The following is a 13430-nucleotide window of genomic DNA, read 5'->3' as shown; positions in this document are numbered from 1 at the left end:
CAACCGTGTTAAGAGAAGGAGAATACAGGATATGACAGATTACTGCTTACACTGTATGCTGCCCACCGGCGGAGCGGATGTGTGTCCCCACTGCGGATATCAGGGCGGGGATACGGAGCTGCTCCACCACCTTCGCCCCGGCAGCAAACTGAACGGCAGATATCTGGTGGGACGTTCGCTGGGTCAGGGTGGATTCGGCATTACCTACATTGGCCGGGATCTGCTGTTGGATACCCGGGTAGCCATCAAGGAATATTACCCCAGCGGGATCGCCAGCCGAAACGTGGCTTTTTCCCCTGAGATCACCATCTCTGATCAACGACAGGTGGATTCCATCGAGGAAGGAAAACGAAAATTTCTCAGCGAGGCCCGGGCATTGGCACAGTTTGCAGATGACCCGGGCGTGGTTACGGTCCGGGACTTTTTTGAAGCCAACAACACCGCCTACATCGTCATGGAGTACCTGGACGGACACGACCTGCGCTCCATTCTGAGACTGACCCGCTTTTCTGCCGACGATATCTTTGAACGGATGCGGCCCGTCATGGACGCGCTGGAAAAGATCCACCAGGTGGGCATCATTCACCGGGATATCAGCCCGGACAACATCATGCTGCTGAAGAGCGGCACCGTCAAACTGATGGACTTCGGCGCCGCCAGGCAGCTGGACCTCAGCGGCAACACCAGCGTATCGGTGATCCTCAAGACGGGCTTCGCCCCGGAGGAGCAGTACCGCAGCAAAGGCCATCAGGGGCCGTGGACCGACGTCTACGCGCTGTGCGCCACCATCTACTGCTGTATCACCGGTCTGAAGCCGGACGACGCCCTGGAACGGGCCCAGCTGGATGAATTGAAGTGGCCCTCCGAACTGGGGGTAGAGATCAGCGCTCTGCAGGAGGCGGTATTGAAAAAGGGAATGGCCGTCCGGGCCGGGGACCGGTTCCAGACCATCGGCGAGATGAAGGAGATGCTCTTCCGGCCCGCAGGGGAAAATCATGCGCTGGAGCTGGATGACGACGACGATGTGACCCGTCCCATTCCCCGCCGCGCAGAGCCCGACCCCCACCACACCCCGCCGGAACCTCAGCCGGTCCCGGAACAAAAAGCCCGAAAAAAATGGCTGCGGCCGCTGGCCGCGGTGCTGGCCGTGGCGGTGCTGGCCGCAGGGATCTGGGGGGCCAGCCGGTTCATCCCCCAGGGAACCGGACGCAATGGCGGCGTCAGCCAGGCGGATATCGATTCGGGCAACTATATGCGGATCATTTTGACCGCCCACGAGGAGATGCCCGTCCACGATTTTGCTCAGGCGGCGGATACGGTAGAGGCACGGATCGATCTCCTCTGCGACGGCCAGCCCTACGATTTTGCGGTGGAGGACGATCAGATCAAGCTGTTCCTGCCCCGCTCGGTGATCGAGCCGCTGGGGCTGGAAAAGACCATGCAGTGCTACATCAGCCGGCCCATGGAATTCAGTCTGATCAACTTCCAGGAATACCAGACAGACCGCAGCGATTCCATCCGGGTGACCCCCTCCGATGTGGAATCCATCACCATTGAGACCCAGGCGCCGGAGGATTGCAGCCCGCCCGATCTGGCGGAGGCCCTGGAGAAGGGCGGCCTGGAGAAGCTGGTATTCACCGAGGAATTTGTCCAGAAAAACCGGGATAAAATGGCCCAATGGGGCACCAATATGGTCCTGGCCCAGGATATTGAGAGTTCCTCCAATCTCTGGTACACCTATCTCTATTCAGCGGGGGACGGACGGACCTTCTACATCACCAATACGGACGGCGCGGCATTTGCCCGGCTGCTTCAGCACAACCTGTCCCAGGAGCCCCTGCCAAACCCCTTCTACTACCAGCTGGATGTAAACTACGAGGCAGCGTGGGAGACTCCGGACACCGGCAATCAGGCCGAAACCTTCCAGCGCTCCCCTGACCAGGTGACCGGCCAGACCGTCACCCTGCTCTATCCCTGGGTGGACAGCGATGCCCTCCCCGGGGAAGGCCGGTGGGCCGACGCCTGCGCCGCCATGAAGCGCCGCCTGGACCTTCTGGGTGAGGAATACGCATTTGGTACCATCTGCTCCGGGGATACCTATCAGATGGTGGTAAAAACCGGCGCTGAACATATGAGTATCCCGCTGCTTCAGCTGCTGGAATTCAGGCAGGTTACCTTTTATCTCAGCGCCGGCTTAAACAATCTATATGTCCGGCAGCTGGACTGGATCAGCCGCCCGGACGGCACCTACGCCCTGGAGGCCACGGCAGGCAGCAGTGAGGAGGACCTGGCAAACTTCCTCCAGCTGGCTCAGGACGCCGGGTATGACAAGATCTATCTCAAGGTCAACAACATTCCCTGGCTTGCCTGCGACCTGGAGGATGGGGCCGACGGCACGGTGGTGACCCTGGATCAGGGCTGCTTCTGGGACAATCAGCCCATCGGAGAGGAGCAACGCTGGCTGGTGCAGCTGCTGACTGCCATTTCCCAGGACGTCAATCTGCCCTCCGGGGCAAGTACGGCCCAGTACCAGTGCAACGAGGACGAGAACGGCGTTGCCTTTGACGATGCCAACTTCTCCATGCAGTACGGCGACCTGACCAAGCAGGTGCGGGACAACATTGAGAACTGTGATGCCGCAGCTCAGTACGAGCAGATGGAAGTGGTCAGCGACGGAATGAACATCCGGGTCTATCTGCACATGAACACAGGCAAGAACTTCGCCTCCCAGGTAGTAGCGCTGACCAAGGCCTTATATGAGCAGTCTGATTTGGAGCACTCCCCCGCCGACGGCCTGTATCTCTATTTTATCGACGAAAATGACGTGCTGAAAGAGCGGGCGCGCATCTGGTTCAGCAAAACCTACGGCACCGGCAGCATCCTGCCCGGCTATGTCACAGGCGGCGGGATCTTTACCGGCGGCCGTATGGAGGAATATCTGGAAGAGCTGCAGTCTCTCATCGAAGATGATCCCTTCTTCCTGGAGAAAAAAGGATCGCCGGACCGCACATTCTGCGAGTATACTGCGTGGTGGTGATCCCAGACAGACACAAAATGGAGGTGTTGTATCTTACAACACCTCCATTTAACCACCTGCGCCGTCCAAACCAGACCGCAGCAGAAGGGGCGGGGCAAACAGCCCCGCCCCAACAGAGACCGGCGTTCCGGATCAGCTGAACTTCTTGATCCAATTGGGAATGGCCTCATCCAGGTCTTTGCTGACCTTTTGGACTTCCTTCTCACTGTAAGTCCGGTACGGATCGCCATATCTGACGGCGTCGTACAGGCATCTGGCAGCCATCTTGGTGCCTTTCCAGGTCAGCTTGCCCCAGTCAGTATTTTTCAGCAGCCACTTCAGCGCGGAAAACTCGGTCACACCTCCGGTGACATTCTCCAGATCGGCCTCTCCCAGCTCATCGCCGGACTTGGCACCGGTATCATAGCCGTACTCCTTCAGGATGCTGTTTACAGCAGCCTCGTCCTCCGCCTGCTCCAGCTTGTCAGCAAACAGTTCCAGGTCCTTCACGTCCTGCTCGGAAAAATTCTTCTGCATCTCCATCTCTGTGTCCTCCTTATAAATTGTATTTATGTATTGCTTTGCCTGTTCTGCCTATATATACCCGTGACCTGCAAAACTGTTACAGTGGTTACACAAAATTCAAGCAAAAAAAGAAGGGCTGCTACATGAGCATAAACCACGACTCCAACAGCATCACCAGTCCCCTGGAAAGCGCGCCCATGGCGCCTCTGCGCCCCGTAGGGCTGATATATACACCTCTGACGAAAAAGGCCCTGCTGATCTGCTTCGCGGCCCACAACAGCCAGACGGATAAAAGCGGACTGCCCTATGTGATCCACCCCCTCCATCTGGCCGAGCAGCTGGAAACGGAGGAGGAGGTGTGCACAGCTCTGCTCCACGACGTGGTGGAGGACTCCCACTATACCATCTCCGATCTGCGGGATGAGGGGTTCCCGGAGGCGGTACTGGAGGCCCTTGGGCTTCTGACCCATGACGAACACACCCCCTATCTGGAGTATGTGGTCCGGCTGCGCAGCAATCCCATCGCCCGCCGGGTGAAGCTGGCAGACCTGACCCACAACAGCGACACCACTCGTCTGAACGTAGTCACCGCCCGGGACAGACGGCGGGTTCTCAAGTACCGCATGGCCCAGGCCATGCTGGAGGACGACCGGTTCCATGCCTCCCTGGGTCTGTTCCACAAGCGCCTTCCCCTCTCCCTGGAGCACCCTTTCTTCCTCTCTGTGTTCTATGACCAGCGCGGCACAGTGGAGCGCTACAGCATCGACGTGGAGGCTGAGAAGGAGTATCACTATGGATTGGAGGCGTCCCAGGGAGAGCGGCTTCAAAAGTCCCTGAATCCAAACCGCACCCTGCCGGAGGCCCTAGCAGACTGGGCGGAAGGGGGCTGCACCGCCTGCCACGTGGAGTCCATGCTCCGGCAGCTGGGCATCACCTTCCAGATCCATACTGCAATGTAAGCCCACGCGGCGGATCAAAAAAAGCGCACTGGAAAGGAAATGCTTCCTGTCCAGTGCGCTTCAATTTTTACAACAAAAAACCCTTGAAAGCCGAAGCTTTCAAGGGTTTTTGGAGCTGCTAGCCAGATTTGAACTGGCGACCTCATCCTTACCAAAGGTGATTTTGCACAAAAAGCACAAATAAAAACTATATATTTTATACAAGACGGCATACGTCCGGCGGCTGTGCAGTCCTCAACCATCCTACGCCCGCAGGCGTAAAAGCGACGCAATTCCCACGGGGACAAGGCGGCAAGCCACCACCAGCCCCACGGCGGGGAATTGTATGGAGCGGAACCCACCTTATTCTCCGCCTTGCTCCCAGCCGTCGATATGCACCCCGGCCCCGTCCGTGGCGGGCCACCCAGCCGACGACGACCAGCACCACCACCCTCTGAACAACAAAAAAAGCGGCCCGGAACAGTGTAAAGTCCGAAAAAACCGCTTGCACTCAAGGGGGATATGGGCTAAAATAGCATCAAGGCGAATAATAAGGGCAGGACGTGAGGTGCGGGAACACCCCACGCCCCTATGCAGGAGAAAGCGCCTCCCACACAGCAGTAAAACTGCGCCATACCCATTATATAAGGATTCTTCCCCTTTTACAAGGCTAATCCTCTGAAAAATGGGCTTGTGTGCTTTCGGGCTGTGCAGGGACATACATACCTGCACGGCCCTTTTGTTCGCCCCGCAGGAAGTGCCCACGGGGGCCGGGAAGTCCCGCCCCCAAGGGCCGCTCTGCTGGGGAACATACGGCACACAAGCCCATTCATTATAATATATAAGGAGGAAACCCGCCCATGAAAAATTGGCGAAAAGCGTTATCTACTGCCCTCGCGTTTGCTTTGATGGTTCCCATTCTGACCACTACCGCCTTCGGCGGTGCGCTCGGCTACAACGACATTCTGTATGAAGGTTACATCAAGGGTAACACGACCCTCGGTGGCAACCTGACCCTGACCGACCCTGCGGCCCGTGACCTGTACAATGACCTTATCTTCACATCCGGAGCACCCGGTTCTGCGTCTGGAAGCGGTTACGGTTCGTTCTACACGGGCATCCGAGCCACCGGCGCATATGCCATCATCAACGGTATTGATGACACTATCACAGGCGGCACCGGAGAAACCCATACGCTCGACGAACTGCGTCCCATTGGGAACATCAAGTGGGTGCTCCATGACGGCGTGCTGGTCATTACCAACGACTGGACTGACACAGAAGTCGAAGCCAAAATCAGCCCTAATGCCGACGAAACCATGCAGTTCAACGCGCGAAAGTCCATGACCCAGATGAACTTCCTGAACTTCGAACATTCCCAGTTAGAAATCACCCCGTTCCGCAACAACCCCAACATCGAGACCGTCATCATCGGCGACAATATCAACTACAACGCAGTGCGTGCCCTGTTCGTTGGCTGTGACAATTTGCGTAACATCATCTGCCTCGACAGCGGGTTCAACAGCATCATCGAGGACAGCGACCTTGATTACGCAATCGTATGTGCCGGCGAAACCAGCGGCGAATTTTATGGTGACACCGAAAGCGCATCCGTTCCAGCCACAGCCGATAAAATCGCATACCTGAGCAGTAACGACCGCTTGGATTTCACCGAGTACACCCCTGCCAGCAAGGGTAGCGTGAGCATCGGCATGCCCACATTCACAGGTCGTCCCGACAATCCCTATATCGAAGATGTTGAAGTATGGCCCGATGCATCCACCGTTGCGTCCCAGTACGCTCAGGCGAAGCAGTATGTACAGGCTATGAACCTGCCCGATTGGGCGCTGGCGTACCTGCCCGTCGAGATGGGCGGCACCGAAACCGCTCGTGAAATCGGCGATGTGTTCAACTTCGAGACCGCATCCTTGAAGTCCAACTGGAACGACGGTTCCAACACCGGGACGGTCACGGAAACTCCCGTGACCGAGCCCGAGACCCCTGTTGCCACCAGCGTCACTTACAGCAACTGGGCCGCTGAGGACATTATTACAGCCATCCGCATGGGCTACCTCGATGACGACCCTGATGTCTCCGGGTATCAGCCCGCTGTCACTGACCTGCTGGGCAGTGACTATACCAAGGCCATCACCCGTGGACAGTTTGCCGCACTCGCGGTCAGGTATTACGAGACCCTGATGTCCGACATCACCGGCGAAGACTACACCATCCCCGTCAACTCCGGCGACGATGTGTTCGCAGACTGCTCCGGCGACACCAACATGGCCAAGGCCTACACGCTCGGAATCCTCGGCGGATACAACAGTGCCGATACCCGTGCCGGCGTGTATGTCGGACCCAATGACAACATCACCCGCGAGCAAGCCGCGACCATGCTGACTCGTCTGATGGAGAAACTGATTGTAGCCTTCGATGACGCAGGCCGCACCGGGTGGACCGTCTGGTATGCTGAGAACCTGCCCTTCACCGATGAAATCGCGGACTGGGCCTACGATGGCGTTCGTGCCGTGTACGGCGTCGGGGCCATGACCGGGACAACCGGCACCACTTTCTCGGCGAAATCCCCGTACACCATCGAACAGAGTATCGTTACGCTCATGCGCATCGACAACAACTGGGCGCGTGCGGGTCAGGGTGGCTAAATGCCATAACACAACAGTCCCCCATGTACCGACAACGGTGCATGGGGGACTTGTCTTTGTGCATTTCTACAAAATTTTGATTGTAAAATTTCCAGATTTTACGAGTTGTGAACATTATCGAACGATTGTTCGCGATCCTCTCCAAAAACTGCGGCATATATGCCGCAGTTTTATTTTTTCAATTTTTGATTTTATAACTTTTTCGCTTAAAAAATTGACGATTGTAATAATTTTATTACAAAAATATCACTTTTCAAAGCAAATTATATATGTTATGATGCAAGCAAGGAAAGGAGGTGATTATCATGTGTACCAATAATTGTATGAGTAGTGTGACCCCCTTGTTTCCCAATGATTCCAAATGTAATTCCAATGTGTCGCAGTGCCATGATTGCCCGTTCGCTGTCTGCAATCCGCTTCGCTACCGCACCATGGAGCAGAAGCTGCGGAACGCCATCGCGTATCTTGACGGCTGGGCCAACGGCACCTACATTGTTGCAGTTGATACCAATGACTTCGATGTGATAAACCACCGCTACGACCTGCGGGCCGTCATTGCTGGTTTGAATGTCATTCTGCACGAGGCTTTGAGCCTCCCGCTTGGCGATTTGCCCCGCTGGGAGGACCAATATCCTGTGCATTTGCCCGTTGATACTACGCAAGTCAAACGCCAGAAAGGACGTGATTGATATGTACGGCTTGGCTCAGTATCTTCGGTTTGACTGTGGCGCATTTTTGCGCGACAAGGTGCTGACCGTGACCTCCTGTGGCCCGCTCAAGGACTACGAAACGAAGCAGGTAACAGGCACCAAGGTGATTACTGTAATCACCGAGGATAAGACCCCGTATAAGCCCAAGGCCGATGGAACCGCGATTTGTAACAGGTACGAAAAAATCACGGTAAAAGTGCCCGGCAAGATGGGACTGAATATCCCTATCGGCGCTGTTGTAGAACTGGTCAACCCTGTGGGCACCGTGTACGGGGAATTTCGCAATCAGTTATCTATCACCGTCGATGACATTAAGGTTGTCGGCGCGGCCAAGGGCTGATACCCATGCGCACCTATCGCCGCGAGGTCGGCCCGCTGGCCTATGCCTCCCCCGGCGTGATATTGCTTGTGGCTGGTAGTGTAGCCCTCTTGCTGGCGGGTATGCTGGCCCTCGGATTCCGGGGGCTGGCTCCCGCCGCTGATGGGCCTCTGGTGGGTGCAATCGTGCGCATGGTGGGACAGGCCGCCGCCGTGGTCGCGTGTGTCGGCATCGGCGCGGTGATCGCGGCGGCGGCTGTCCATGTTCTCACGCCGGACCGCGCCAAGATTCAGCGCAAAGTCCGGCGGGCGCTGTGCCATCCCTCCCACGGCAACCCCCTCCGCTTGCGGGAGGGAGAATTGCTCCCGGCTGTAAAATGCAAAGAGGTCTATACCGGCGTGTATGACCTGACGATTTCGGCGGGGGCTGTCACCGTGGAAACCATAGCCGGGGCCGCGTCTGCCATTTCTTCCGCGCTCAACGGGAGATATATAAGGTACGCTGTTACGCAGATGGACACCGGCGTGGCCTTTGATAAGGTGACTTTCCGCCTGGAAGATGTAATGCTTGACCGCAGTTTGACCTTTGCAACCGTTGAGAAAATGCGGCCCCGTGGCCCGACCAAGCTGCAGGTGCAGGCCGGGACGGAGATAGATCTGACCACCTCCGGCTCCATGCTGGTGGCTGGCAAGACGCGCTCCGGCAAAACCACGGGCATTATTGCCCTATTGTTGCAGGCCCTACAATGCGGGCGCGACGAGTACGGCAGCGAGGTCATCATCGTCGACCCCAAACAGGCGGAGTTAAGCCGTCTGCCTCATGTGGTGGCCTTGGACGAGGACGGCGAGGCACGGGGCATTTTGGACGCAATCAAGGACTTTGCTATATCTATTACCCGCCGTCAGCGTGTACTTAATGATCTGTCCGAACAACAGGGAAATGCCGTTAAGTGGTGGGACGCCGGGATGCACCCGTCTTTTCTGTTTGTTGACGAGTATGTTTCTTTACGGGCAATTCTACCGACGAAAGCGGGAAAAGATGACCCGGACTATTGCCTTGCCACTTTTGATGCCTATATCAAGCGTATTGTCACCATGGGCGCGTCTGCTGGCTGTTATGTGATAATCTCGATTGCCGAGGCAAGCGTCCAAGAGGGCGGTCTGCCTGCGATGCTTCGGTCGGCTATGTCCACCCGGATATTGTTCCGTCCTACACGGTCGGAGGGCCTTTTGATGTGGGACAAGACCAAGTTGGACACAATGCCCGAGCGCGTGTACGGCCCCGGCGATGCGTGGTTTTCCAGTACAGACGGGGAGCATGATGCCGTTTCGTATGTGCATTTCCCATTGATGGCTTTCCCCGTGTATAAGGAACTTGGCCGGTTGCTGACCTTGTATTATGCGGATTCCCCGGCAGAGGCACCGCCCCCGCCGAGTGAAACATAGGCGGGGGCGGTGTCAAGTGTCAAGTGACCCGAAACTATTGATATGGCCGGGCTTATGGGCTTGTTACAAGCCCGGCCATATCACAGTGTCACGGTGTCAAAAATCGCAAGCCAAAGGAAGTGCGCAAGCATGGGAAAAACAATCCGATGCAAAAATATGATGTATGTCCAGCAAGTGAAGCACCTCCCCGCCAAAATCGCGGACAAGGACAAGATGATAGCCGTTATCGAAAACGAGCTAAAGCCACAGAGGTATGCCATCATCCTGCATGACAAGGACACCAATAAGGACGGCACACCCGAAGCCCCTGGCTATCATGTCATGCTTTGCTTTGAAAATGCCCGTAGTATCGCCGCAACGGCAAAACATTTAGGCGATAACCCGCAATACATTACCAAGTGGAATGGAGACGTGAATAATGGTTTTGCGTATCTGCTCCATAGAACAAAAGCGGCTAAGGCAAAGGGCAAACACCAGTATGACCCGAGCGAGGTAACGGCCAATTTTGACTTTGCCGGACTGATGCAGACGATTGAGGCCAATTTGGTACAAGCCAAGGTTAAGGCCGAAAGCGGCGCTTATAAAATCGAAGACCTGCTGAACGCTATGTATCTTGGCATCATGACAAAGGAAGAGGTTGAAAAGCGTATGACCGGGGCACAGTATGGACGATACCGGCGGCAAGTCGAGGATGTTTGGGCTAAACGGCTCCGCAACCTTGCGGACGAGTGGCGAAAAGAAATGATTGCGCAGGGCAAGCAACTGACTGTTATTTGGCTCTATGGCGAAGCCGGTGCAGGCAAAACCCATATGGCCCGCACATTGGCAGAAAAGGCGAATCAGCCATACTTTATGGCTGGTTCCAGCCGGGATACTTTCCAAAACTATTCCGGGGAACACACCATCATACTGGACGAGATGCGCCCCAAAGTCATGGCCTACCAAGATCTACTGCAGATTTTGGACCCGTTCAGTATCCGCACCGGGGTAAATGCTCCCGCGCGATATACCGACAAGGCCCTTGCCGCCGATCTGATTATCGTGACTTCCCCTTACTCCCCTTATGAATTTTGGTTGGAACAGTTCTCAACACTGGTCAAATACAATTTTGACGTTCAGAAAGCGTCCTTTGCCGACCAAGGCGAAGATGACTTTGATCAGCTTGACCGCCGCATCGGTGTGACGATTCAACTGGAACAGGATTTTATTTACCAGATGAAATCAAATGAACGCGAAGTAGGGCATTATGAAATTGTCTCTATGCGGACGCCAAACCCATATTCCGGGCAAAACAATCCTACATCGGCCCCCGATTCTGCAAAGTTATTTGCAAGTCTGTTCACATAACACTTCCAGCCCGTGTTGCAGTTGATGCAGTATTTTTTGCCCTGCACAACGCGCATGGCACACTTTGGGAGTGTTTTTTATGTTCTTTATTCCCCTTTCGGATGATGTTTGCACCATCGTCAACGCCTCCGAAGTCCTCAAACTGGACCCCCAAAACTTCTTGAAAAATCCCTTGTTTTCTGAAATCGAAAGCATTGAAGTTAGCGGAAAAGTGCTGATTTTTCAAGGCGTTTTGGGTAATTTCATTGAAAAACTTGTGAAATCGTGCTATAATGATGTTAGGGAATCGGACGGCTCACCCCCTATGTCCCAAGAGCCGCGGCACCTTGACAACTGCATAGCACAGTCGGATTGTATGCCGTCTCTGGAAGGAGATTCCGAGATGGCAAAGCACAAAATCAATCAGCATATCACCATCAACGGCGTAAAGCGGTGGATCACTGCGGACACCATGCAGGAGTTTGCTGAAAAGGTGATAAAGCTGTCAGGCACGGCCCCAGAACCGCAGAAACACCCGTTTTACGAGTACGCCTGGAACTGGTTCAATGTTTACTCAAAACCCACTGTGGCGACTGTGACGGCCACCACATACGAGCGTCAGCTGCGGGCCTATCTCATCCCCGCTTTCCACGAGCTGGCCGTCGAGGACATCGGCCCGGACGAGGTTCAACGCCTTTTTAACAGCATGAGCGGGGCCAAAACCACCAAGGACAAGGCCCGGATGGTACTCAATCAAATTCTGGACGCCGCCGTGGAAGATAAGCTGATTTCCTCAAACCCTCTAAAATCCCGCAGGGTGAAAATTACCGGCAAGGCAAGCAAGGCCACGCCGCCCTACACCGTGGAGCAGATGCGTTATCTGATTCAGCATATCGGGGATATTCAAAACCCCGTAGACCGGGCGTATATGGCCTTACAAGCCCTCCACCCTCTCCGCTTGGAAGAAGTGTTGGGGCTGGCTCCCGAAGATATTGACTGCGATAACATGACAGTCCATATCCGGCGGGCCGTGACCCATCCCACCCGCAACCAGCCGGAGGTCAAGGACACCAAAACGGAGAGCAGTCACCGCACAATCGGGCTGTCCTCCTTGGCCGTGCCCTACCTGCAACAAATGGAATCGGCGGGCGCATTTCTGTTCGGCGGGGACAAGCCCCTGTCCTACACGCAAGTCCGCAAGATGTGTCAGCGCATCCAGCGTGATACCGGCTTCGCGGAAAATATCACCCCGATTCGCTTCCGCACCACTGTTCTGACGGACCTATACGACCAGACCAAAGACATTAAACTTGCCCAAGCTGCAGCAGGGCATACCACGTCGGCCATGACCCTAAAATACTATGTAAAGGGCCGGGAAACTTCCTCCGAAGCGGTCGCCGCTGTTGACCGGCTCTACTCCGCATAGTTGGTGGTCAGTTGGAAAGGCAAAAAGCCGGAAACCATTGCGGCGCAACGGATTCCGGCCCATCAAAGGCCCGAAAAGTTGGTTTCTCAGTTGGAAAAGCCCCCATATTTTAGCTACGAGGTCTTTTCCCCACTATCAAAATGGCTGAAAAAGTTAATAAAACCATAAGAAAAAACCGCTTAAATCCGAAGATTTAAGCGGTTTTCGTGGAGCTGCTAGCCAGATTTGAACTGGCGACCTCATCCTTACCAAGGATGCGCTCTACCGACTGAGCTATAGCAGCATAATGGCGACGCGGAAGGGACTTGAACCCTCGACCTCCGGCGTGACAGGCCGGCGTTCTAACCAACTGAACTACCGCGCCATCGTGATATCTATATCCACAGCAAAGGCTGAATATTTGTTTGGCAGGGGCAGAAGGATTCGAACCCTCGGCACTCGGTTTTGGAGACCGATGCTCTACCAGCTGAGCTATACCCCTAAATGGTGGGCCTTCACGGGCTCGAACCGTGGACCGGCCGGTTATGAGCCGGCTGCTCTAACCAACTGAGCTAAAGGCCCATACCGATCCAACTGTCTTAAAAAGAGGCTCGCCGTCACGCTTGTGGCGGCGAGCCACATTGTCTGGCTCCCCCTGTTGGACTCGAACCAACGACCCTGCGGTTAACAGCCGCATGCTCTACCGACTGAGCTAAGGAGGAATGTAAAAGGGCCCGGTCTGGTCAGACCAGACCCTTCTTTGTGTTGGCGTTACCTATCTTCCCGGTCCGTCTCCAGACAAGTATTTTCGGCGCAGGTGAGCTTAACTTCCGTGTTCGGGATGGGAACGGGTGGACCCTCACAGCAATCAACACCAACTTACTTTCCTTTGAAAAGAAAAGTAAGCAAAAGAAACTTTTAAAACTTTCTTCTCCTTACCGTTCTTCTCAACGATAAGTCATTATATTCTATTTTGTTCTCACTGTCAAGACCAATTTTTAAAAAATTGGTGACCCGTGCGGGAATCGAACCCACGTTTGCGGCGTGAGAGGCCGCCGTCTTAGCCGCTTGACCAACGGGCCA

Annotated in this window: 9 protein-coding genes, 6 tRNA genes and 1 rRNA gene; 8 read left to right on the top strand and 8 right to left on the bottom strand. The window is 55.2% G+C overall.

Annotated elements, in window-relative coordinates:
- Nucleotides 1-31 precede the first annotated feature (31 nt).
- A complete protein-coding gene (locus B5G42_RS14185) occupies nt 32-3037 on the top strand; it encodes a serine/threonine protein kinase (protein ID WP_087271602.1) in 3006 nt (1001 codons plus the stop codon).
- 132 nt (nt 3038-3169) lie between these two features.
- Here B5G42_RS14185 and B5G42_RS14180 read toward each other — a convergent pair whose 3' ends face one another.
- Nucleotides 3170-3559: a hypothetical protein gene (locus B5G42_RS14180; RefSeq protein ID WP_087189109.1), complete on the bottom strand. Its 390-nt coding sequence runs from the start codon at nt 3557-3559 to the stop codon at nt 3170-3172.
- Between the two features lie 125 nt (nt 3560-3684).
- Between B5G42_RS14180 and B5G42_RS18500 the strand changes: the two genes are divergently transcribed.
- From B5G42_RS18500 to B5G42_RS14145, 7 genes are all read left to right on the top strand, one after another.
- Entirely contained in the window at nt 3685-4500 is an 816-nt protein-coding gene (locus B5G42_RS18500; protein WP_206406196.1) for a hypothetical protein, read from the top strand.
- Nucleotides 4501-5339: 839 nt separating this feature from the next.
- Nucleotides 5340-7142, top strand: a complete 1803-nt coding sequence (locus B5G42_RS14170) for an S-layer homology domain-containing protein (RefSeq protein WP_087271599.1) — start codon at nt 5340-5342, stop codon at nt 7140-7142.
- Nucleotides 7143-7573: 431 nt separating this feature from the next.
- The gene (locus B5G42_RS14165; RefSeq protein WP_162611110.1) at nt 7574-7831 is read left to right on the top strand and encodes a hypothetical protein; all 258 of its coding nucleotides are present in this window, start codon (nt 7574-7576) and stop codon (nt 7829-7831) included.
- 1 nt (nt 7832) lies between these two features.
- Nucleotides 7833-8192: a hypothetical protein gene (locus B5G42_RS14160; RefSeq protein ID WP_087271593.1), complete on the top strand. Its 360-nt coding sequence runs from the start codon at nt 7833-7835 to the stop codon at nt 8190-8192.
- A gap of 5 nt (nt 8193-8197) precedes the next feature.
- On the top strand, nt 8198-9616 hold the full coding sequence (locus tag B5G42_RS14155) for a hypothetical protein (protein WP_087271590.1): 1419 nt from the start codon (nt 8198-8200) through the stop codon (nt 9614-9616).
- A 129-nt stretch (nt 9617-9745) separates the two neighbouring features.
- The gene (locus B5G42_RS14150) at nt 9746-10963 is read left to right on the top strand and encodes a Rep family protein (RefSeq protein ID WP_162611109.1); all 1218 of its coding nucleotides are present in this window, start codon (nt 9746-9748) and stop codon (nt 10961-10963) included.
- A 79-nt stretch (nt 10964-11042) separates the two neighbouring features.
- The gene (locus B5G42_RS14145; protein ID WP_087271584.1) at nt 11043-12368 is read left to right on the top strand and encodes a site-specific integrase; all 1326 of its coding nucleotides are present in this window, start codon (nt 11043-11045) and stop codon (nt 12366-12368) included.
- A gap of 207 nt (nt 12369-12575) precedes the next feature.
- On the opposite strand, the gene B5G42_RS14140 is transcribed toward B5G42_RS14145, so the two are convergent.
- The 7 genes from B5G42_RS14140 to B5G42_RS14110 all read right to left on the bottom strand — a co-directional run bounded on the left by B5G42_RS14140 (nt 12576) and on the right by B5G42_RS14110 (nt 13429).
- Nucleotides 12576-12651, bottom strand: a tRNA-Thr gene (locus tag B5G42_RS14140).
- Between the two features lie 4 nt (nt 12652-12655).
- Nucleotides 12656-12732: transfer RNA gene (locus B5G42_RS14135), tRNA-Asp, on the bottom strand.
- A gap of 41 nt (nt 12733-12773) precedes the next feature.
- Nucleotides 12774-12849, bottom strand: a tRNA-Trp gene (locus tag B5G42_RS14130).
- A 3-nt stretch (nt 12850-12852) separates the two neighbouring features.
- Nucleotides 12853-12929: transfer RNA gene (locus B5G42_RS14125), tRNA-Ile, on the bottom strand.
- 64 nt (nt 12930-12993) lie between these two features.
- A tRNA-Asn gene (locus tag B5G42_RS14120) sits at nt 12994-13069 on the bottom strand.
- Nucleotides 13070-13110: 41 nt separating this feature from the next.
- A 5S ribosomal RNA gene (gene rrf / locus B5G42_RS14115) occupies nt 13111-13226 on the bottom strand.
- 128 nt (nt 13227-13354) lie between these two features.
- Nucleotides 13355-13429, bottom strand: a tRNA-Glu gene (locus B5G42_RS14110).
- Between the last annotated feature and the right edge of the window lies 1 nt (nt 13430).

Origin of the sequence: Flavonifractor sp. An91 (assembly GCF_002159225.1) — a bacterium.
Classification (GTDB): domain Bacteria; phylum Bacillota; class Clostridia; order Oscillospirales; family Oscillospiraceae; genus Flavonifractor; species Flavonifractor avicola.
The sequence above is the reverse complement of the archived record's forward strand: the minus strand, read 5'-3'. Positions and strand labels throughout refer to the sequence as shown.

Coding starts and splice junctions, on each gene's coding strand:
- B5G42_RS14165 (WP_162611110.1), top strand. CDS start 7,574: ATGGAGCAGAAGCTGCGGAACGCCATCGCGTATCTTGACGGCTGGGCC.
- B5G42_RS14150 (WP_162611109.1), top strand. CDS start 9,746: ATGGGAAAAACAATCCGATGCAAAAATATGATGTATGTCCAGCAAGTG.
- B5G42_RS14155 (WP_087271590.1), top strand. CDS start 8,198: ATGCGCACCTATCGCCGCGAGGTCGGCCCGCTGGCCTATGCCTCCCCC.
- B5G42_RS18500 (WP_206406196.1), top strand. CDS start 3,685: ATGAGCATAAACCACGACTCCAACAGCATCACCAGTCCCCTGGAAAGC.
- B5G42_RS14160 (WP_087271593.1), top strand. CDS start 7,833: ATGTACGGCTTGGCTCAGTATCTTCGGTTTGACTGTGGCGCATTTTTG.
- B5G42_RS14145 (WP_087271584.1), top strand. CDS start 11,043: ATGTTCTTTATTCCCCTTTCGGATGATGTTTGCACCATCGTCAACGCC.
- B5G42_RS14185 (WP_087271602.1), top strand. CDS start 32: ATGACAGATTACTGCTTACACTGTATGCTGCCCACCGGCGGAGCGGAT.
- B5G42_RS14180 (WP_087189109.1), bottom strand. CDS start 3,559: ATGGAGATGCAGAAGAATTTTTCCGAGCAGGACGTGAAGGACCTGGAA.
- B5G42_RS14170 (WP_087271599.1), top strand. CDS start 5,340: ATGAAAAATTGGCGAAAAGCGTTATCTACTGCCCTCGCGTTTGCTTTG.